This window comes from Bartonella sp. F02, from assembly GCF_026929975.1.
Lineage (GTDB): Bacteria > Pseudomonadota > Alphaproteobacteria > Rhizobiales > Rhizobiaceae > Bartonella.
Genome location: NZ_JANHOK010000009.1, coordinates 1 through 21,041, shown reverse-complemented (window position 1 = coordinate 21,041; position 21,041 = coordinate 1). Strand labels below are relative to the sequence as shown.

General features: G+C 38.1%; 19 protein-coding genes and 2 riboswitches. Of the genes, 11 read left to right on the top strand and 8 right to left on the bottom strand.

Going from position 1 to position 21,041, the window contains the following annotated elements; all coding sequences use genetic code 11:
• Window positions 1-9: 9 nt before the first annotated feature.
• Both trhO and NPY00_RS06150 read right to left on the bottom strand, forming a co-directional pair.
• On the bottom strand, window positions 10-927 hold the full coding sequence (trhO, locus tag NPY00_RS06155) for an oxygen-dependent tRNA uridine(34) hydroxylase TrhO (RefSeq protein WP_269021206.1): 918 nt from the start codon (window positions 925-927) through the stop codon (window positions 10-12).
• Between the two features lie 224 nt (window positions 928-1,151).
• Window positions 1,152-1,982 (bottom strand): ferredoxin--NADP reductase, encoded by an 831-nt coding sequence (locus NPY00_RS06150; RefSeq protein ID WP_269021205.1) that lies wholly within the window; start codon window positions 1,980-1,982, stop codon window positions 1,152-1,154.
• Between the two features lie 702 nt (window positions 1,983-2,684).
• On the opposite strand from NPY00_RS06150, the gene alr reads away from it, so the two are divergent.
• Window positions 2,685-3,806, top strand: a complete 1,122-nt coding sequence (alr, locus tag NPY00_RS06145) for an alanine racemase (RefSeq protein ID WP_269021204.1) — start codon at window positions 2,685-2,687, stop codon at window positions 3,804-3,806.
• 448 nt (window positions 3,807-4,254) lie between these two features.
• Here the strand turns inward: alr and gcvP are convergent, their stop codons facing one another.
• Genes gcvP through gcvT form a run of 3 tightly spaced genes read right to left on the bottom strand, consistent with a single transcriptional unit; the run spans window position 4,255 to window position 8,552 of the window.
• Window positions 4,255-7,050, bottom strand: a complete 2,796-nt coding sequence (gene gcvP, locus NPY00_RS06140; RefSeq protein WP_269021203.1) for an aminomethyl-transferring glycine dehydrogenase — start codon at window positions 7,048-7,050, stop codon at window positions 4,255-4,257.
• A 5-nt stretch (window positions 7,051-7,055) separates the two neighbouring features.
• Window positions 7,056-7,424, bottom strand: a complete 369-nt coding sequence (gene gcvH, locus NPY00_RS06135; RefSeq protein WP_269021202.1) for a glycine cleavage system protein GcvH — start codon at window positions 7,422-7,424, stop codon at window positions 7,056-7,058.
• Window positions 7,425-7,430: 6 nt separating this feature from the next.
• On the bottom strand, window positions 7,431-8,552 hold the full coding sequence (gene gcvT / locus NPY00_RS06130) for a glycine cleavage system aminomethyltransferase GcvT (protein ID WP_269021201.1): 1,122 nt from the start codon (window positions 8,550-8,552) through the stop codon (window positions 7,431-7,433).
• A gap of 45 nt (window positions 8,553-8,597) precedes the next feature.
• A riboswitch (glycine riboswitch) is annotated at window positions 8,598-8,689 on the bottom strand.
• Window position 8,690: 1 nt separating this feature from the next.
• Window positions 8,691-8,790: riboswitch (glycine riboswitch) on the bottom strand.
• 646 nt (window positions 8,791-9,436) lie between these two features.
• On the opposite strand from gcvT, the gene NPY00_RS06125 reads away from it, so the two are divergent.
• From NPY00_RS06125 to NPY00_RS06115, 3 genes are all read left to right on the top strand, one after another.
• Window positions 9,437-10,099 carry an LON peptidase substrate-binding domain-containing protein gene (locus tag NPY00_RS06125; protein ID WP_269021200.1) on the top strand — a complete coding sequence of 221 codons (663 nt, stop codon included), beginning with the start codon at window positions 9,437-9,439 and terminating at the stop codon, window positions 10,097-10,099.
• Between the two features lie 28 nt (window positions 10,100-10,127).
• Window positions 10,128-10,310: a Trm112 family protein gene (locus NPY00_RS06120; protein WP_269021212.1), complete on the top strand. Its 183-nt coding sequence runs from the start codon at window positions 10,128-10,130 to the stop codon at window positions 10,308-10,310.
• 500 nt (window positions 10,311-10,810) lie between these two features.
• A complete protein-coding gene (locus NPY00_RS06115) occupies window positions 10,811-11,842 on the top strand; it encodes an aspartate-semialdehyde dehydrogenase (protein ID WP_269021199.1) in 1,032 nt (343 codons plus the stop codon).
• A gap of 86 nt (window positions 11,843-11,928) precedes the next feature.
• On the opposite strand, the gene NPY00_RS06110 is transcribed toward NPY00_RS06115, so the two are convergent.
• Window positions 11,929-12,468, bottom strand: a complete 540-nt coding sequence (locus tag NPY00_RS06110) for an SH3 domain-containing protein (RefSeq protein ID WP_269021198.1) — start codon at window positions 12,466-12,468, stop codon at window positions 11,929-11,931.
• Window positions 12,469-12,960: 492 nt separating this feature from the next.
• Between NPY00_RS06110 and NPY00_RS06105 the strand changes: the two genes are divergently transcribed.
• The 3 genes from NPY00_RS06105 to NPY00_RS06095 are packed head-to-tail and all read left to right on the top strand — an operon-like array spanning window position 12,961 to window position 15,475.
• On the top strand, window positions 12,961-13,779 hold the full coding sequence (locus NPY00_RS06105) for a MetQ/NlpA family ABC transporter substrate-binding protein (RefSeq protein ID WP_269021196.1): 819 nt from the start codon (window positions 12,961-12,963) through the stop codon (window positions 13,777-13,779).
• Between the two features lie 6 nt (window positions 13,780-13,785).
• Window positions 13,786-14,820: a methionine ABC transporter ATP-binding protein gene (locus NPY00_RS06100; RefSeq protein ID WP_269021195.1), complete on the top strand. Its 1,035-nt coding sequence runs from the start codon at window positions 13,786-13,788 to the stop codon at window positions 14,818-14,820.
• Window positions 14,813-15,475, top strand: coding sequence for a methionine ABC transporter permease (locus tag NPY00_RS06095; RefSeq protein WP_269021193.1), 663 nt, complete (start codon window positions 14,813-14,815; stop codon window positions 15,473-15,475). Before NPY00_RS06100 ends, NPY00_RS06095 begins: the two co-directional genes overlap by 8 nt.
• Before the next feature lie 9 nt (window positions 15,476-15,484).
• Here the strand turns inward: NPY00_RS06095 and NPY00_RS06090 are convergent, their stop codons facing one another.
• Complete coding sequence (locus NPY00_RS06090) at window positions 15,485-15,955, bottom strand: MaoC family dehydratase (RefSeq protein ID WP_269021192.1); 471 nt, start codon at window positions 15,953-15,955, stop codon at window positions 15,485-15,487.
• 165 nt (window positions 15,956-16,120) lie between these two features.
• On the opposite strand from NPY00_RS06090, the gene NPY00_RS06085 reads away from it, so the two are divergent.
• The 4 genes from NPY00_RS06085 to NPY00_RS06070 all read left to right on the top strand — a co-directional run bounded on the left by NPY00_RS06085 (window position 16,121) and on the right by NPY00_RS06070 (window position 20,707).
• Complete coding sequence (locus tag NPY00_RS06085) at window positions 16,121-17,437, top strand: NAD(P)H-dependent oxidoreductase (protein WP_269021191.1); 1,317 nt, start codon at window positions 16,121-16,123, stop codon at window positions 17,435-17,437.
• Window positions 17,438-17,928: 491 nt separating this feature from the next.
• Complete coding sequence (locus NPY00_RS06080) at window positions 17,929-18,672, top strand: creatininase family protein (RefSeq protein ID WP_269021190.1); 744 nt, start codon at window positions 17,929-17,931, stop codon at window positions 18,670-18,672.
• 12 nt (window positions 18,673-18,684) lie between these two features.
• Window positions 18,685-19,725, top strand: a complete 1,041-nt coding sequence (locus NPY00_RS06075; RefSeq protein ID WP_269021188.1) for a CobW family GTP-binding protein — start codon at window positions 18,685-18,687, stop codon at window positions 19,723-19,725.
• A gap of 10 nt (window positions 19,726-19,735) precedes the next feature.
• Window positions 19,736-20,707 (top strand): WD40 repeat domain-containing protein, encoded by a 972-nt coding sequence (locus NPY00_RS06070; RefSeq protein ID WP_269021186.1) that lies wholly within the window; start codon window positions 19,736-19,738, stop codon window positions 20,705-20,707.
• A gap of 30 nt (window positions 20,708-20,737) precedes the next feature.
• Here NPY00_RS06070 and NPY00_RS06065 read toward each other — a convergent pair.
• On the bottom strand, window positions 20,738-21,041 hold a 304-nt coding region (locus tag NPY00_RS06065), incomplete at its 5' end, for an autotransporter outer membrane beta-barrel domain-containing protein (RefSeq protein WP_269021185.1).

Sequence of the window (21,041 nt, the reverse complement as noted above, 5' to 3'; positions counted from 1 at the left end):
CTCAGTATTCTATTGTTCTTGATGAGAATCTATTGCGCGTTGCTTTAACAACTGAAACTGCCTATGACGTTCTCGAAAACGTTCTCTATCTTCTTCAGTTCGCGTACTGTAACACGCGTCACAAGAGACACCTTCTTCATAATAGAGCGATAACTTACTTTCAGCATTAAGAGGAGAGCGACATGCCCGACACAATTCACGCCCACATTCTTCAAGACCATGCCCAACAGAAACACGCTCATCAAAAACAAAACATTCGCCTTGCCACAAGCTTTTTTCTTTTGGTACCGTTTCTAAATATTTAAGAATACCACCTTTTAAATGGTAAACCTCATCATAACCAAGCTCACGAACATAAGATGTTGATTTTTCACACCGAATACCACCTGTGCAAAACATTGCGATTTTCTTTTTCTTTTTTAAATCAGCTTCATGCTTTGCAACCCATTCGGGAAATTCACGAAATGTTTTAATACGAGGGTCTACAGCTCCTTGAAAGCTTCCAAGCGCATATTCGTAATCATTGCGCGTATCAATTAAAAGTGTCTCTTCATCTTGGATGAGAGCATTCCAATCTTCAGGATCCACGTAAGTGCCAACAGTTTTTAAAGGATCAACACTTTCAACACCCATTGTTACAATTTCTTTTTTCAACCGAACTTTCAAACGGTGAAAAGGCATTTTTGATGCCCATGAATATTTAATCTCTGGGGTTTGAAAGGCAGGCTCTAAATTAATAAAATGTATCAAGGCATCAATTGCAGAACAAGAACCCGCAACTGTTCCATTAATTCCTTCTTGAGCCAAAAGGAGAGTGCCTTTAATATCATTTGCTTGGCATAAATCCCGCAAAGGCTTTTGTAATTGACTATAATGCTTCAAATCTGCAAAACAATAAAGAGCAGCGACTTTAAATTTTTTTTCCATAATCTTGCCATAACGTGCGTTTCATGCAATTTCAAGAACTATTGGTAGAGCATTTTGATCTCTTTCATCAAATGAGAACAATCACATCATCTCATTTTAAAACACCCTGCGCAAAATACATCATCTGTAATCACTTTTTCAAGGATAAATAACCATCCATCTTCTGTTCATTAACAATTGAAAAATCTCAACACTATGAAACCATAATACAATCACAAGTTGGATCATCCAACAAAAGCACGCTCTACAACATAGGTAGATGGTGCATTATTCGCCCCCTCAACAAGCCCAAACGATTCGCACATTGCCGCACAATCTTTTAACATAGCCATTGAACCGCAAATCATCACCCGATCTTCTTCAGGGTTAATATGTGGTAATCCCGTTTTTTCAAAAAAAACACCACTCTTCATAACAGTCGTAATACGACCCATATGTTCTGAAGGTTCACGCGTCGTCATAGGATAAAATTTCAGCTTCTGAGCATATTCACCAATTAACGGATCCTCTCGCAAAGAAGAAACAAGGTCTTTTGCATAGGTGAGTTCATTTTGTTCACGCGTTGTTTGGATTAACACAACTTCGGAAAATTTCTCATAAGTTTCAGGATCACGAATAAGACTTGCAAAAGGCGCTACCCCTGTTCCCGTAGAAAGAAGATAAAGACGTTTCCCAGGGATAAGAGCATCAAGAACCAATGTTCCTGTTGATTTTTTACGCATTAAGACTGTATCACCAATTGTTATTTTTTGGAGATGTTCAGTTAACGGTCCTCCAGGCACTTTGATTGAAAAAAACTCAAGCTGTTCATCCCAAAACGGACTTGCAATCGAATAAGCACGATAAATTGGTTTTTCGGCATTTGGCAAACCAATCATAACAAATTCGCCTGAACGAAAACGAAAATTCTCTGGACGATTAAGACGAAATTTAAATAAACGATCTGTATAATGACAAACTTCCTGAACAGTAAGTGCAAATACATTTTCAGGGATTGGAAAGTCCGATGCGACACGATTCATGTTTGACTGAACATTGGTAGCAGATGCACACATAAAAATTTTCCTTACATCTTTATTAAACATCTAATTTCAAGCTTTATACATCACAGATGTATAAGTCCTACAAATTCATCTGCCAACATCTCTCTTAAATGCATAACTCATCCAATAAAAGCCATTAGCACAAAGTCATTGACTAAAAAATTATAAAGAAACACATTTGAGATAAATATGGTTTCAAAATACTATGACGAATAAATTGATCTTTAAATCAACAAACAACTCCTGGCAAGAATCTGCCATCATAATGCTTGCATAAACAAAAAATCAACAATCCACCATTTTCAAAAAAAGAGACTGTTGTTTATTTTTTCAATTTATCTCAAGAGATAACTTTTAAGAATATACACTCCCTCACAGTTTTTAATTAAGATAAGAACACTGTACACCCTTCACAGGTTTTATAACTGTTCTATAACCAGTGAGAGTATCTTTTTTCCTAAAAACAAATCAACTGCAAAAAAACAACAAAAAATCTCTTTTTCCATCAATTTTAGATTAATAACATATCTGCTATACTCTCAATAAAAAATAATCTTTTCACAGGTTGCGTTAAAATTGAACATTCCATTTCAATAAAACATTATTCAATATAAACTAAAAAAATATTCTAATCTTCTTTGCAAATCATGAGAGTATATAAAAAAATCATTCAAAAAGAATTTCGTATTTTATCAACACAGATAGTCTTCTAAAATGAGCAAATCCATTGAGTCTGAAATAAACGCATCATTTTCCCCTACAGCGATAGCGACCATCGATATTGGAGCTATTGTTGCGAATTACATAACCCTCGCAAGGCACGTTGCTCCAGTAGAATGTTCAGCGGTCGTGAAGGCCAATGCTTACGGAATGGGCGCCCAAAAGATTGCTCCTGCACTTTACAAAGCAGGGTGCCGTGTTTTTTTTGTTGCCAAAATAAATGAAGCGCTTCAATTGAAAACTCTTTTGCCCTCAAAAGCCACTCTTGCACTTTTAAACGACATTCCACCCTCTGCAGAAGAATTTTTAGCGCAAGCCGGAATTATTCCCGTTCTTAATTCTTGGGACTCAATCAAAAGTTGGCAAGAACTCTGTCAAAAAAAGAATAAAAAATTTCCCGCAATCATTCATATTGATACCAATATGAGTCGATTAGGACTTGACCAAAAAGAATTACAACAATTAATTAAACACCCGACTATTTTTAAAGTAGCCGACATAAAATATATTATGAGCCACCTTGCCAATAGTGACAATGCGGCACATTCATCCAATTATATTCAATTGGCCGCAATGAAAACGGCACTTGCTCAACTGCCCGCTTGTAAAGCTTCTTTTTCTAATTCTGGAGGAATTTTTCTGAATCCAGATTTTCATTTTGATCTCGTTCGTCCAGGTATTGCACTTTATGGAGTTGACCCTCATAAAAAATACCCAACACCAATCAAACCTGTTTTGAAATTAGAGGCCCAAGTTATCCAAACTCGACACGTCGACGCAGGAACACCGGTTGGTTATGGAGAAAGCTTTATTACGAACCGACCAAGTATTCTCTCAACCATTGATATTGGCTATGCAGACGGTTGGTTACGAGCCCTTTCTAATAAAGGCTCTGTTTATTTTCAAGGGCATAAAATGCCCATTGTTGGACATATCTCGATGGATTCCATGACCGTAGATGCAACAGATCTCAAAGACAAAAAACCTCAAAAAGGTGACTGGATAGAACTTATTGGAGCACACCAAACTCTCGAAAAAGTCGCAACAGATGCAAACACGATTCCTTATGAAATTTTGACTTCTCTCGGTTCGCGCTATCAACGCACTTATATTTAAAGAATCAGAATAAATTGCAAATGCAAGGTAAAATAATAATGAATTGGCCACCAAAAAATGCTTTCTCCTGTGTATCAACACAGACCAATTCATGCATAATTAAAATTCTCTTTTAAAACAGAACATGCATAGATGATGCAATAGCTTCAGCAGATGCAGAAAACTTCTCAGCTATATTATCTGGATATGATGTAATACACTTTATAATTGTATTTGCAACACCAGCCCAAAAATTATACAAGACCCCTCTTAGATTAGAAAACAATCATACGCGCTCATAGACACTCTCCAAAAATTAAAAGAGACAATGACAATTTAAAAAATAGACAAGAAAATAAAACATCCCCAATAAAAAAACAAACATGCATTTAATCATGCTGTATAAGTAAATAAAAAGCCCATACACAAGGTACAGGCTGTTTTAAAGTCTTTCATGAATGAATTTTAATTAATATGTATTGCTTAGAGGTGGGCAAGAACAAATCAAAACCCTATCTCCAGAAACATTATCAATACGCGAAACAGGTGGCCAATATTTATTGGCTGGATCAAGATGAGGATTTGGGAAAGCCGCTTCTTGTCGTGTATAAGCCCGTGCCCAACCATCATCCAAAGTATCTGCTAATGTATGAGGAGCATTGACCAATGGATTATCTTCTTTTGGCCAGCCCCCCGTACCAACTTTCTTCGCTTCTTCAGCAATTGACAATAAAGCATCACAAAAACGATCAATCTCTTCTTTTGGTTCTGATTCTGTTGGTTCAATCATTAAAGTTCCAGGCACTGGAAATGACATCGTCGGTGCATGAAATCCATAATCAATCAAACGTTTTGCAATATCATCAACAGTGATCCCATATTGATCTTTCAACAAGCGTGTATCCACAATACATTCATGAGCAACACGCCCATTCTTACCTCGATACAAAATAGAATAGGCCTTTGAAAGACGTTGCGCTATATAATTAGCATTCAATATAGCCGTCTGTGTTGCATATTTTAAACCATCAGCTCCCATCATCCGAATATACATCCACGTGATCACAAGAATAGAAGCACTGCCATAGGGAGCCGCAGAAACCGCATGAGTTGTTTTATCCCATTCATGACCAGGCAAAAACGGCTGCAAATGAGCACCTACACCTATCGGACCGACACCAGGACCACCACCACCATGAGGGATCGCAAATGTTTTATGAAGATTCATATGGCAAACATCTGCTCCCATATCTGCAGGACGAGATAGACCGACAAGTGCGTTTAAATTAGCGCCATCAAAATAAACTTGGCCACCATTTTCATGAACAAGAGCACAAATTTCTTTAATGCTTTCTTCATAAACTCCATGCGTTGAAGGGTAAGTAATCATTAAAGCTGCTAAATGATCCTTATGCAATTGAGCTTTTTCTTTAAGATCACTAATATCAACATCCCCATCACTTAAACATTTAACCACAACAACTTTCATTCCTGCCATATGAGCTGAAGCTGGATTAGTGCCATGAGCAGAGGCAGGAATCAAACAAATATTCCGTTGATGGTCTCCCCGCGACTGGTGATATCGGCGAATAGCCAAAAGCCCTGCATACTCACCTTGAGCACCAGAATTGGGCTGGAAAGAAACTTGCGCAAATCCTGTAATTTCACACAACCACGCATTCAATTGACTCATCATTTCTTGATAACCAACTGTATCCCCTTGAGGCGCAAAAGGATGCATATTCGCAACAGTAGACCAACTCACAGGCATTAATTCTGCAGCTGCATTTAGTTTCATCGTACAAGAACCAAGCGGAATCATCGCTCGATCAAGTGCTAAATCTTTATCCGATAAACGACGTAAAAAACGCATCATCTCAGTTTCAGACTGAATCATCTGAAAAAATGGCTGCGTAAGAAAAGCAGCATCACGCTCTTGACCCCAAAGACGAGGAGAAAATTGATCCGATAATCGTGCACCAAAAAACTGCGCTAACGTGTCTGCATCTTCTTCTGTTGACAATTCATCAAAATTGATAGCAATCCGATCCTCATCAAGGATCCGAACAAGATAGCCATTCATCTTTGCTTTATCAGCAATTTCTTGCGCTTTTCCTTTGACAAAAACGCTCACACAATCAAAAAAATGTGATCCTTCAAGATGAAGACCTGCTGCCTCCAAACCATCTGCGAAACGACACGCTAAATGATGGATTCGTTGTGCAATGGCTTGTAAACCTTTCGGTCCATGCCAAACAGCGTAAGCTGTCGCCATATTTGCTAATAAAGCCTGAGCTGTACAAATATTGGATGTCGCCTTATCACGACGAATATGTTGTTCGCGCGTTTGTAAAGCTAATCGAAAACCAATACGTCCTTTTGTATCTGTTGATTGACCAACAATACGTCCTGGAATCAAACGAGTTAAAGCAGCACTCACCGCAAGATAACCTGCATGAGGCCCCCCAAATCCCATTGGAACACCATAACGCTGCATCGAGCCAACGACAATGTCAGCACCCCATTTTGCAGGAGCTTCCATAAGAGTAAGCGCCAAAGGATCGGCAACAACAATAACTAATGCTCCCTTTTCCTTCGCCTCTTGAATAACAGCGCTATAATCATGAAAGCAGCCTTTTGTATCTGGCCATGATAAAACAATAGCAGCAGTATTAGAACAAATGCTCTCATTTTTACAAATGTGAATCCCTTGCGTTTCTGCACGGGTTTGCGCAACACTCAAAATTTGAGGATGCAAACAACTCTGAATTGAAATTTTTGTTTTCTTCTCACGCGCAAAACGGACAGCAATAGCGTTCGCTTCTGCTAAAGCCGTTGCTTCATCAAGAAGAGAAGCCGCAGCAATCGGCAAACCCGTCAGTTCACTGACTAATGTCTGAAAATAAAATAAAAGCTCTAAACGCCCTTGGCTAATTTCTGCTTGATAGGGTGTATAAGCTGTATACCAAGCTGGATTTTCAAAAAGATTCCGCAAAATTACAGGAGGGACAAATGTTCCATGATAACCTTGTCCAATAAAACTTTTGCGCACATGATTGCGTCCCATTATCTGAGACAGTTCTTTCAAAGCTTGTTCTTCACTTGCTCCTTCTGGTAAATCCAGTGAACGCTCCAAATGAATCGATTGTGGAACAGCTTGTGAAACAAGCGCTTCAACGGAATCAAGAGATAAAACACTAAGCATTTGCTGTACTTCATCAGGCCGAAGCCCAATATGCCGAGAAGAAAAACGGTGCTCCTGCATACAACTCACCCAATCAGCTCTTGATAAGCAGCCTCATCAAGCAACCCTTCAAGTTGCGTTTCATCTTGCAACTTCATTTTCCACAACCAGCCTTCATTTTCGGCTTTCTGATTAACCAAAGCAGGGTCATCAGCGAGTGCTTCATTAATTTCAACAACTTCACCATCAATAGGGGCATAAACATCAGATGCGGCCTTAACAGATTCGACGACAGCAGCAGAATCACCTTTAGAAAGAACAGTTCCACTTTGTGGCAAATCAACAAAAACTAAATCACCCAACTGCTCTTGAGCATGATTGGTAATCCCAACAGTAACGATCTGCCCTTCAACATTCAGCCATTCGTGATCTTGTGTATAATAAATTTTAGCCATAAAGAATTATCCTTTAAAATAACGTTGCTCAACAAAAGGAAGTGAATGAACAGACAGTGAAATCTTTTTACCACGCATCTCAGTAAAAACTTCTGTCCCCACAGTTTTAAACTCAACGGACACATAACCCATCGCTACAGGCCCATCAAAAGAAGGACCAAAACCACCTGAGGTAACCATCCCAATCTGATTTCCCTTATCGTCAAAAAGAGCAGCTCCAGCGCGAACAGGTTGACGGGTTTGCGGTTTTAGACCAACACGACAACGAGATGGCCCTTTTTCTTGCGCTTTAAGAAAAGCCTCTGCTCCAAAAAATTGTGCTTTTTCTCGGACACTTTTAGGAACGGCCCACATCAAGGAAGCTTCAATGGGTGTCGTATCTGAGGTGATGTCATTACCATGCAAACATAACCCCGCTTCCAAGCGAAGGCTATCACGTGCAGCAAGACCAATCCATTCAACACGAGAATCACTCAACAATTTTTCAACAACTGAGCGTGCCTGATCAACTGGGAGAGCAATTTCAAAACCATCTTCTCCTGTATAACCAGAGCGTGTTACAAACCAATCTTTCTGCGGTTCAAACCCTTGCATAAAAAACAATTCATTACCAGGCAAACCTGCATCAGCCATCACCGCAGCAGCCTGTGGACCTTGAAGAGCAAGCAAAACTCTTTCAAGTGCAGTTATTTGACAATCAAAGTCAGCAGCACGTTTTTTAAGTTCAGCCAGATCAGCTTCCGCATTTCCAGCATTGGCAACCAACATAAAACGACACGCTGCTAAACGAGTAACAATAAGATCATCAAGAATACCAGCCTGCTCATTAAGTAAATAATTGTACCGAGAGTGACCTTCTTTTAAAAGCGACGCATCAAGAGGAAGAGCATAAGATAAAAACTCAACCGCCTGCGGCCCTTCAATAGCAATCAATTTCATGTGAGAAATATCAAAAAGACCAGCATGAGTACGGGTATGAAGGTGCTCTTTTAAAACCCCAAGAGGATAAGTTAAAGGCATCATCCAACCCGCAAAAGCACCAAATTTCGCCCCTGCTTGCTCATGAAATTCACGTAAAGGAAGTATTTTTAAAGGAGATGTTTCAAATTCTTGTGATAACGTACCCATATTTTCTCCAAAGCCGCACCTCACCGCTACATAATGTAGCAGTTTCTACGCCCTTCTGTCATTAACCTGAGAGACTCACGAAAAATATTTTCGCTTACACCTTCGGCGCGGGATTCCCCGACTTTCCAGATCTGCCTTCTTTCTTTGACGGTCCTTAGCGCCTGAGAGATTATGGGCTGTTTTCCCCTTCGGCGGCAGGTGCGAAAGTTTGCATTCTGCACTCTCCCGCAAAAGAATGAAAGAGACAATAGAGCTCTTTCCGACAGAGTGCAATCTATAACGTATCTTCTTCACACTGTCATCAGCAAATTAACTCTCATTTTCCATTTTTTGAGAGAATTCCGCAAATTATTTGATAAATTTTATAGATGGTGATTGCGAACACAAATAGGGATGTGTTTTTTAAAGATAACAAAAAATGACAAAGACTCATATCTCATAAACAGAGTACAACTCTTTGTATTCAATAGAATCACAAAAGATTATTTTCCTTTTTGGACAAAACTCGGTTGCAATAACAGAGATCAAAAATTTTCAAAAAACAAGTAATTTTGAACAAATTTATATCAAAAAATCTCTAAAAATAATTTGAAAAAAGCAAGAATACTTATGGAAAAAATATCTCATGGCAAATCTCTATTCAAAAACAGCAAACATTTCTTGAAAACACTTTTTAAAACAACGTATATTTTTGTGATTACTTTTTATTTTCTTTGATGGTAAAAATAACATAGCGTTGTTATTGTTACCATTACAAAAAATAAACGGTTCTAGAAATATAACGATACCTAAAAATGATATGCCTTTCTTATATTGCAATAATATCATAAGCTATAAGCGCTTTGCATACCAAATCTCATCGGATATAAGGTTTAAAAATACTCATGAAAGCTGGCAATATTCATTATAATTGCGAAGATGACCTCCCAAAGCAAATTGCTCTTTTCCCTTTAGAAGGAGCACTCCTACTTCCAGGAGGATTTTTATCGCTCAACATTTTTGAACAACCCGCTCTTGAAATGGTTGAAGATGTCATGATAACGAATCGCCTGTTGGGAATCATTCAACCCCTCGCATCAGCAACAAATCACTCTTCTCAACAGCTGTACGACATAGGCTGTATAGGGCGTATCACAAATTACAGTGAAACAGGGAATGGACAGCTACTTATTGTTTTACAAGGCATTTGTCGCTTCACTTTAAAACAAGAATTAGAAAATACAAAATCTTATCGAATGGCCAACATTCAATCAAATATGCAAGATTTACAAGAATCTAATGTTTTAGAAAACATTAATCGAGAAAATTTGCTCAATATTATTGAAAATTATCTCACCATCCATGAGATAGACTATAATTGGGGGAGTATTCTACAAACACCTACTCCTATATTAATTAATGCCCTTTCAGCCCTTATCCCTTTTTCACCAGCAGAAAAACAAGCTCTTTTGGAAGCGCCAGATATTGTGAGCCGCGCTCAGACTCTTCTCGCTTTAACCGAGCGTTCTCTTATGAAACAAACAGGAGCACATCACCGTTTAAACTGACGGATTTTAAAATATGGCAAAAATAAAAATGGTCACCGATCCAAAGATGCTCGAATTACTCGTTTGTCCGATTACAGGGGGGACTCTGTCCTTAGATCGAAAAAAACAAGAGCTTATTTCATGTAAAGCAAAACTCGCTTATCCCATTCGCAATGGTGTCCCTATCATGCTAGCTTCTGAAGCGCGCCCTTTAAAAGACAATGAAAAATAAGAAATTTTTCGATTTTTCTTTCTTCACAAATCAACACTGAAATCATTATCAAGAAACAAGAAAGATGTAACAAGTGTTCTTGTCATAATTATTTCTCGTGTTAATTGAAATATAATAAAATATATTCATAGTATGAGAAACAATGGAGCTCATTCTCAACTCAATAGTGATATTAATGCAAAATAAAAGCTTTAAAGTCAGAATAAATTGACAGAGAATAAGGAATTAACTACAGTAAAAAATGTCAATGTTATATTTGTATGGCTTGATATCGACTATTCAATTTTTTCAACTCCTGAAGGTTCAAAAAACAGTGCATTGCAAAGTGAAACAGTTTGTAGTGCTGTCCATTGTGCCCAATACACGCATAAAATTGAATCTAGAAAACGACAATGATTGAATGTTCCTTGACTAACTTTACCCTTTCCTGAGTTCAAAGCAAGGACAAAGACGATGATATTTTAAATTGTATAAAATGGAGCGGATGAGGAGTATAAAAAATGAGTTTTAAAGTTGCCGTTGTCGGTGCAACCGGAAATGTTGGTCGTGAAATGCTCACAATTCTGGAAGAGCGCGGTTTTCCTGCCCATGAAGTTGTTCCTTTAGCCTCAAGACGCTCACTCGGACAAAGTGTCTCTTATGGTGACAAAACTTTAAAAGTAAAAGCTCTAGATACGTATGATTTTTCTGACACAGATCTATGCCTCATGTCTGCTGGCGGAAGTATTTCTAAAGAATACGCACCTAAAATTGCTTCTACTGGGTGTGTTGTGATCGATAATTCATCGACTTGGCGTTATAATGCTGATATTCCTTTAATTGTACCTGAAGTGAATGCAAAAGACATTCATGATTTTTCAAAGCGTAATATTATTGCGAATCCTAACTGTTCAACGATTCAACTGGTTGTAGCTCTCAAGCCCCTTCATGACGCGGCTATTATTAAGCGCGTGGTTGTTTCCACCTATCAATCAGTTTCAGGCGCTGGAAAAGAGGGAATGGACGAATTATTTGAACAATCACGAGCCGTTTTTGTTGCAGATCCTCTCTCAGTGAAAAAATTTACAAAGCGAATTGCCTTTAACATCATCCCCCATATCGATGTCTTCATGGAAGATGGTTATACCAAAGAAGAATGGAAAATGGTGGCTGAGACAAAAAAAATTCTGGATCCTAAAATTAAATTAACAGCAACGGCTGTTCGCGTTCCTGTCTTTATTGGCCATGCAGAATCTGTTCATGTTGAATTTGAAAAACCTCTCAGTGCTCATGACGCACAAAATCTCTTGCGCGAAGCGCCCGGATGTCAGCTCATCGATAAGCACGAAGATGGCGGCTATATCACACCTTATGAATCTACGGGAGAAGATGATACTTTTATTAGCCGTGTTCGCGAAGATATTACTGTTGAAAATGGTTTAGCTTTCTGGGTTGTTGCAGATAACTTAAGAAAAGGAGCCGCATTAAATGCCATTCAAATTGCTGAATTGCTTATTTCTAATAATTTGATCAAACCTAAATCAGCATCCTAAATAAAAAACAAAAGCATAAGACAAAACATGCCTTATGCTGATGTTATTTATTGACACTTCAAACCGTAATAAATTTTCTTTTCTTCTTATGGAGCAGGATATGTTACAATACGGTAGCGTGTTTCATTACGTTCAGCATTTCTATCATTAACGCTTTCTGGAAATAAAGGATTATAAGCCGATACACGCTTTACAGAGACCCGATGCGCCGTTGGCGATGGTTTTAAAATCGTCCGTTCGTCTCTATTGTTGATACCTGTAAACAAATTGCTGGTACTAGCACCCATTTCAACTTTTTTTACATATTTCCGAGGAACCTTTTTCAGAGGGATAAGAGGCACATTAGAAACATTTAAATAACGTGCATAGGCCCAACCAAATATATTGTTATAACGAATTGAACACCAATCTTTATTTAATAAACAACTCTGAATATGAACTTTTGCTCCCGTTGGAATTGTCGCAATAGCTTTATAAGCCGATGCTGGACCTTTACGCACAATGATATGACCTTCTGCAACTTTAGCAACAGTTTCAGCATTCGCGCTAAAAGCAGCCATTCCTAAACCTGTTCCAACTAAAAATTTCAGAGTCGTTGTCAGTGATAAAAATTTATTTTTAAACATTCTTTTTTCTTCCTATTTATCATATTAAGGGAAAAATATCTTTCTTTACAAAGGCTTATTTCATTTCTGAAAAAGCTCTTTGTTTCTTGCAATCTCATGATAAGAAAGATGTTTTTACTGATCCCTTTTCATTCTATCCATGTGAGCAAGAGCTCTAATGATGCTTCTCATTTTACTTATGCCGCTGAGAAAAAGATCCTATTGACTCCTTCTCTCAGCGCATAATCATTTAAAGAAGTTTTGAGAATGCTATTGGTTCCATAAAAAATATCACAATCAAATGCATTGTCTTCTAAAAGGGCGTTTTTCTTTTTTCTCAAAAATAATATATTTTCTTAAAAACGCTAAAAGGATAAAAATAAATCATCGATCATAGAAATAAAAATGATTGAATATTCTCTTAAGCTTTTGTACTCTCTAACTCTTTTTATATTGATGATAGTGGGACTTCCCTTTATAAAATCTTCTAAAAATGAAGGAAAATAAATACAAATGACATTGAGTAAACTATCTCGACGCTCTGTTGTCGGATTACTTTTTTTTCTCTCTGCTTTTTTTTGTCATGTTCTTTTCTCTGTGGCAGAAGACAAATCAAAAATTAAACTGGGTGTTATGGAAGGAGAAGAAGCAACCATATGGCGAGTTGCGGCCGAAGAAGCCAAAAAGGCAAGCTTAGACATTGAACTCGTTTATTTTTCTGATTACACACTGCTCAATGGTGCCGTCAATGCAGGAGATCTTGACGCGAATGCTTTTCAGCACACAGCTTACCTTGAAAATCAAATTGAACAATATGGCTACCAACTTTCAATTGCTGGAAACACTTTTGTTACACCTATAGGCATTTATTCACGAAAAATCAAAAACATAAAAGAGCTCTCGGATAAAGCAAGCGTTGGTATTCCTAATGATCCGTCAAATGCCGGAAGAGCTTTGCGTCTTCTTCATTCTTTAGGCGTTATTAAACTCAAAGATTCAAAGAATATATTAGCTTCTCCTCTTGATATTATTGAAAACCCTAAAAGGTTGAAAATTCGTGAAATGGATGCTGGTCTTTTAGGACGATCAATCAGTGATTTTGATATTGTCATCGTTAATACAAATTGGGCTTTGGTCACAAAATTAGATGTCCACAAAGATGCCATTGCATGGGAAAAAACAGAAAATAACCCTTATAATAATATCATTGTTGTTCACGCAAACAATAAAGACAAACCGTGGGTTAAAAAATTAGTTGCCGCTTACAACAATGAATCTGTCCGTGCAAAAATTCAAGAAATTTTTGGCACAATTGCCCAAACATCTTGGTAATTGCGAATGGAAAATTCTCCTCTTATTTCTTTAAAAAACATTAGTCGTACTTTTTCTAAAACAACAAATACTCCGGCCATAAAAAATTTGTCTCTTGATATTCATGCCGGTGAAATTCTTGGAGTTATTGGACGCAGTGGTGCTGGAAAGTCTACACTTATTCGCTGTTTAAATGGATTAGAAAAAATTGATGCGGGCTCTATTTTTTTTGAGGGCATCAATGTTTCAAATTTATCAGAAACTGAATGGGCGCCTTATCGACAACGTATTGGCGTCATTTTTCAACATTTCAATCTTTTATCGTCACAAACAGTGATTGATAATATTGCTCTCCCTTTAAAATTAGCCGGTATTCGTAAAAAACAACGATACCAACGCGCTTTTGAACTCATTGAATTAGTTGGATTACAAGGCAAAGAAAACCATTACCCAGCAGAACTTTCAGGAGGACAAAAACAACGGGTTGGTATTGCACGCTCTTTAGCTGCAAATCCCAAAATATTGTTATCCGATGAAGCAACTTCAGCACTTGATCCGGAAGCCACACAAGCTATTCTAAAACTTCTCGCCGATATTAATAAACGTCTTAACCTTACAATTGTCCTCATTACCCATGAAATGGAAGTCGTTCGCGCTATTGCACATCGCGTTGTTGTTCTTAATCAAGGAAGCATTGTAGAAGAGGGATATGTCAAAGATATTTTTACATCGCCACAAGAAGAAACAACAATTGCCATGTTAAAACTTGTAACACCGCAACTTCCTGAAAAAATTGCACAAAACCTTAAACAAACAGGTCAAGAAGCTGTCATTGAAATTAATATTGCTGGTGCCATTACCCAACAACCTTTTTTACATCTTCTTGAAGAAGAAACAGGTCTGAGAGCACGTATTCTTCATGGTGGAATTGATACAGTCCAAGGTGAACCGATTGGACGATTTTTTTTAGGGCTCCCCGGACAAGATAAAGTAGCTTTAGAAAAAGCTATAAAATGGTTGACAAAACAAGGCCGATACTGCGAGGTCTTAGGTTATGTATAATATTCTTTATAATGAAATTCCTCGTGCTCTTGTTGAGACATTATTGATGACAATCAGTGCTTCTTTAATTGCTTTTATGATAGGTCTTCCACTTGGTTTACTCTTGTATACAACAGCACGCGGAGGGCTTTTTTCATCATGTCTTATTCATCATCCTTTGAAAATTATAATTGATAGTCTTCGCGCTATCCCTTTTATTATTCTTGCGTTTTATCTTCTCCCCATCACACGTATCATTGTGGGAAGTGGAATAGGAATTCTTTCAGTTATCTTTGTTTTGACTATTTCAGCCGTTCCTTTTTATGCAAGAGTTGCAGAATTATCGTTTAAAACCGTCGATAATAGCCTTATTGAAGCCGTTCGTTCTATGGGAGCCAGTCGTTTGCAGATTATTCGATATGTTATCATTCCTGAAGCGTTTTCCAGCTTAATTACTGGCTTCACAGTGATGGCGATTTCTCTTATCAGTGCCACTTCATTGGCCGGATATCTCGGCGGAGGAGGTTTAGGAGATATGGCAATTCGCTATGGTTATCAGCGCTATAATACTTCTGTCATGACAACCGTTATATTCCTTTTGATTATTCTCAATATTACAATTCAATTGTTTGGTGATCGAATGGCACAGAAATTTGACAAAAAAAATGTCAAATAATTCTGCACTTTAATGTTGTTCCTCGATAACTGAAATAACAAGCCAGTGAGCAATGAGAGCTGGATTTTTTAAATTCTCAACCTCTAAAGTCACCTGATAATGAAAAATAACACGACCCGAAGGGCGAATCTTCGCATCAGATAAAACAAAGCGAGCCCGAACCCGTGCTCCTGTTTTCACAGGACTCATAAAGCGAACTTTATCAAAACCGTAATTAATCCCCATCGTTGCACCTTCTAACTGTGGAAGTGCTTCATAAGCCAACGTGGATAAGAGTGATAATGTTAAAAAACCATGAGCAATCGTTCCACCAAAAGATGTTTCTTTCGCTTTCTCTTCATCGACGTGAATCCATTGATAATCATCTGTTGCTGATGCAAATTGATTAATCATATCTTGTGTCACAAGACGCCATTGCGATAAACCGATTTCTTTTCCAATAAAGTTTTCTATATCCCGTACTGCTATTTCTTTTGGCATAAAAACTATTCCTGTTTTATTGACAATATGCACCCTGCCCTCTTGCTTTTATAAAAGCCATTGATTAGAGGATCAACAACATAAGCATTTATATTTCACGAGCAAAAACACCTTACGAAGAAAAAATATCTTTTCAAAAAGGTAATTTTAAAATAGGAAAAAAGCATGGCAAGCAATGTAAGCCTTACAGGGTTAGCCCGTGATTTAAAACACTATGCAGAAAAACACCAGCCTATTCGTATTGGATTGATCGGTTGCGGTGAAATGGGGACAGATTTTCTGTCAAGCGTTGCCCATATGGATGGCATAACAATTGCAGCCGTTGCAAGCCGAACACCATCACGTATTTTTGAAGCTGCTGCACTTGCTTATGGTGAAAAAGGTCATGCTTGCGAAGTTGAAAATTCCTTTGCTTTAACACAAGCAATTGAAAAAGGTTTGATTGCTGCAACAGGCGATCTCGATCTTGTTTTACATCATGAACAAATTGATATTATCGTTGATGCAACAGGCTACCCTGAAGCGGGAGCAGAAATTGGTCTTAAGGCACTTGAAAACAATAAACATCTCGTCATGATGAATGTCGAAGCGGATACAACAATCGGTGCTTATTTAAAACATGAAGCCGATAAACGAGGCCTCATTTATACACTGGGCGCAGGAGATGAACCTTCTTCTTGTATGGAGCTCATCGAATTCGTTTCAGCTCTTGGACATAAGATTGTTGCTGCTGGAAAAGGAAAAAATAATCCGCTGATTTTTGACGCAACACCCGATGCATATGAAGAAGAAGCGTTGCAACGGAATATGAATGTGCGCATGCTGGTTGAATTTATTGATGGCTCGAAAACAATGGTCGAAATGGCAGCGCTTGCTAACGCAACAGGACTTCTTCCAGATTGCCCTGGGATGCATGGACCACAAGCGTCACTCAAAGATTTAAACAAAGTACTGATTCCAAAACAAGATGGTGGAATTTTAAACAGATATGGTGTTGTCGACTACTCAATCGGTCCAGGAGTTTCTCCTGGTGTTTTCGTCATTGCAGAAATAACACATCCACGTCTCCGAGAACGGATGGAAGATTTAAAAATCGGTCAAGGACCTTACTTTACTTTTCATCGTCCTTATCATTTAACGGCAATGGAAGTGCCTTTGACTTGTGCACGTATCATGCTTTACGGAAAACCAGATATGGTGCCTCTTCGCCGCCCAGTAGCGGAAGTCTGTGCCGTTGCTAAAAAAGATTTATATCCAGGAGATCAACTCGATTTCATTGGTCTTTACAGTTATCGTGCTTGGACAATGAGTTTTGAAGATGCACGCGCAAACCAAGCCATTCCTTGCGGTCTTTTAGAAAAAGCAACAGTAACAGCAGAAATTAAAAAGAATGAACTGATTACAGTGCATAATACCGCTATTCGCGAAGATCAATGGATTGCTCGTCTTCGTGCAAAACAAGACCTTTTGTTCAATTGTTAAACAACACGTTCTTAAAACAATAACTTCTTACAATAGCTAAAAACTAATCTTTCACACAGATAATCAAACATTACACAAAAAAATCAATCATAATAAAAAAGCTTTTTGCAATACAAAAATATGATAGTTAAAATTACAGTATTCATAGACTATATTCTTCTGAAATAGTCATAAAAACGATAAACGCTTCACACAAAAACCATGATTGTACTATAAAAAACCCTCATCGTTAATAATGCCTTTATAAATGATGATTTCAAAAGTATAAAAGGTACTCTAAAATCACATCATTGACTTACAATTAATAATAAAAATCAAAATAGAATTCTGTGTTGATTTTTTATTCTTAGTCATAAGTTTTATTCTGTCACAACTGTACTTAATATAAAATCCTCTTATTTGCGTTTCGTGCAGATATAGACTAAAATTTAGAAAAATTATTCTATATATCATTTTATTCTTATTCATTTCTTTTTTTGGCAATTAACCCTATGGAATCCGGTATACCTTCTCTTGCTCTTTTACCCTTAGGGGCACACGAATATCACGGAAATCATCTTCCTTTTGAAACAGATTGGATTATTGCTGAAGCTTTTGCAAAAGAACTAACTTTACAAACAAAAAAACAATTTCATACCACACTCTTGCCAGTTGAAAAAATTGGATATTCAATCGAACATATGGATGTTGCTGGAACGCAAACATTAACTTTTTCTCATGCTATAGAGCGCTGGATCACACTTGGAGAAAAATGCTACCGTAAAGGCATTAAGCGTTTTCTTATCCTCAACGCTCATGGAGGAAACTCTCCTTTAATGAACATTGTCATTACCGAATTACGCAAACGTTTTGCAATGCTTGCCGTTGCAACAAGCTGGACACGATTTGGTCTCCCAGAAGGTCTCATAGACCCATCTCAACGCCATCTTGATATTCACGGTGGCTTTATTGAAACCTCTTTAATGCTCTATCTAGCACCAGAAAAAGTGCATATGGAACATGCAGACAATTTTCACAATAAGCAAGAAGATATGATTACGCATTATCGATATTTACGCGCCTATGGACCTCACGCTTTCGGGTGGATGATGAGTGACCTTAACCAACAAGGTGCAGCAGGCAATGCAAGGCAAGCAACATCACAAGCAGGTAAAGCAATTTTTTTGCATGTACTCCGCGGGCTTTGTGACTTACTCGATGACATCAAAAAATTCCCAATAAATGCACTCAAATGAAAGGTAGACACCATGGAAAAAACGCAAAATGCGACCCAAAAACTGCCTGTCACAGTTCTTACAGGTTATCTTGGTTCAGGAAAAACAACGCTACTCAATCGTATTCTTAACGAAAGCCATGGAAAACGTTACGCGGTCATTGTGAATGAATTTGGAGAAATTGGCATTGATAATGATCTCATCGTTGAATCAGATGAAGAAATTTATGAAATGAATAATGGATGTGTTTGTTGCACTGTCCGTGGTGATCTCATTCGCGTTTTAGAAAGTCTTATGCAGCGTTCTCATCGATTTGATGCTATCATCATAGAAACAACAGGTCTTGCTGATCCTGCTCCTGTTGCACAAACTTTCTTTATGGATGATTCCGTCCATGATAAAACCACCCTCGACAGTGTCATTGCAGTTGTTGATGCAAAGCATCTACCATATCAACTCAAAGAAAGCCGTGAAGCAGAAGATCAAATTGCTTTCTCTGATATTATTCTGCTCAATAAAACTGATCTTGTTAGCCCAGAAGAACAGGCGCATGTCAAATCACTCATTCAAGCAATTAATCCCGGCGCAATCCTTTATACAACCGAACGCGCCAACATCTCTCTTGATAAGCTGCTTGATCGAGGCTCTTTTGATCTACAACGTACTTTAGAAAATGATCCTCATTTTCTCGAACATCAACATATAGATCATGTCTGTGGTCCCGATTGCGATCATCATCACGATCATCATCACACACACACTCATCCTTCAGCCATTCATGATGTTACAGTAACCTCTGTAAGCTTAAAAACAGGTCCCCTTAAACCAGAAAAGTTTTTTCCATGGATCCAACAAATTACTCAACAACAAGGCCCTGATATTTTGCGTTTAAAAGGCATTATTGCCTTTCAAGAAGATGATGAACGTTATGTTATTCAAGGAATCCATATGATTCTTGAAGGACAGCATCAACGCCCATGGCATGAAAACGAAAAGCGCGAAAGCCGGCTTGTTTTCATCGGTCGATCCCTTGATGCAGAAAAACTCAAAACTGGTTTTGAAAATTGTGCATAAGTGAAAAATCATGCCAAGCATTACCCCTTATGATCTCCAAAGTTATTGTCTCTCTTGTGGCTTCATTGACAACAAACCCGCTTTTGTTTCAGTAGAAGGTTTCATTGTTTTTTTTAATCCACAGCCACAAATTATTGAAATCCATCAAGGCATAATTTCAAGCCATTTCTCCCATGATAATACAGCAATTATTACAGGTGGAGAAGATGGGAAGGTCTGTAAGACAACAGCAAATGGTCGTGTAGAAATCTTAAGCCAAAAAGAACGTAAATGGATCAATAATGTTACTTTTGGACCTCGAAATGTTTTTGCTTTTTCCTCTTCACGGATCGCATCAGCTGATATCGGTACAGGTCTACAAACAATGACTTACAAAAGCAGTGTAGAAGGACTTGCTTTTGCTCCAAAAGGTTTACGGCTCGCTGTTGCTCATTATAATGGTGTCACTCTTCATTGGTTATCAACACAAGCAGCTCCAACGACATTAATCTGGAAAGGAGCCCATTGTGGCGTTACTTTTTCACCAGATAACCGCTATGTTATTTCTACCATGCAAGAAAATGCATTACATGGCTGGCGTCTTACTGATCATCAAGATTTACGGATGAGTGGTTACCCAAGTAAAGTCAAAAGCTGGTCTTGGAGTGCAAAAGGAAAATGGTTAGCAACATCAGGAGCGCCAGCCGCCATTGTTTGGCCTTTTCACACAAAAGATGGACCAATGGGAAAAGCGCCTTTAGAGCTTGGCACACGAGCGAATATTCTTGTCAGCACTGTTGCATGCCACCCAAGTGAAGAAGTTGTTGCAATCGGCTTCAACGATGGAATGATTTTGTGTGCACATTTTGCCGACGGAAAAGAAGCACTTCTCAAACCATGCGGTAAAAGCGCCATCTCAGCATTAAGTTGGGATAAAACAGGCCATAATTTAGCCTTCGGAAGCGAAAGCGGTGAATGTGGTATTATCAACATCACCGCTTAAGAAAATTTATGCATCAGAACCAATGAATACTTAAAACTGATAGCGTATTCCGCCAGAAAAACGCGTTCCTGAAAAGCCTGCATCCGTCAACTTATGCTGATAAACAAGATCTCCCTGAAGCGATATCTTTGAAGAGACTTTGGCATTAACACCCAAACCAGCTTCTAATGAAGAACCAAAAGCTCCCAACGGGAATGCATCTTTAAAATGCACAAACTGTCGCCTCTTCAAACCATTGACAAAATGTAATTTCCCATAGAGAGAAACAACGCGAGTTTGTTCTGCCACGGGAAGAGCTTTGGTTAAACGCCCTCCAACACGCACAATCCACTGA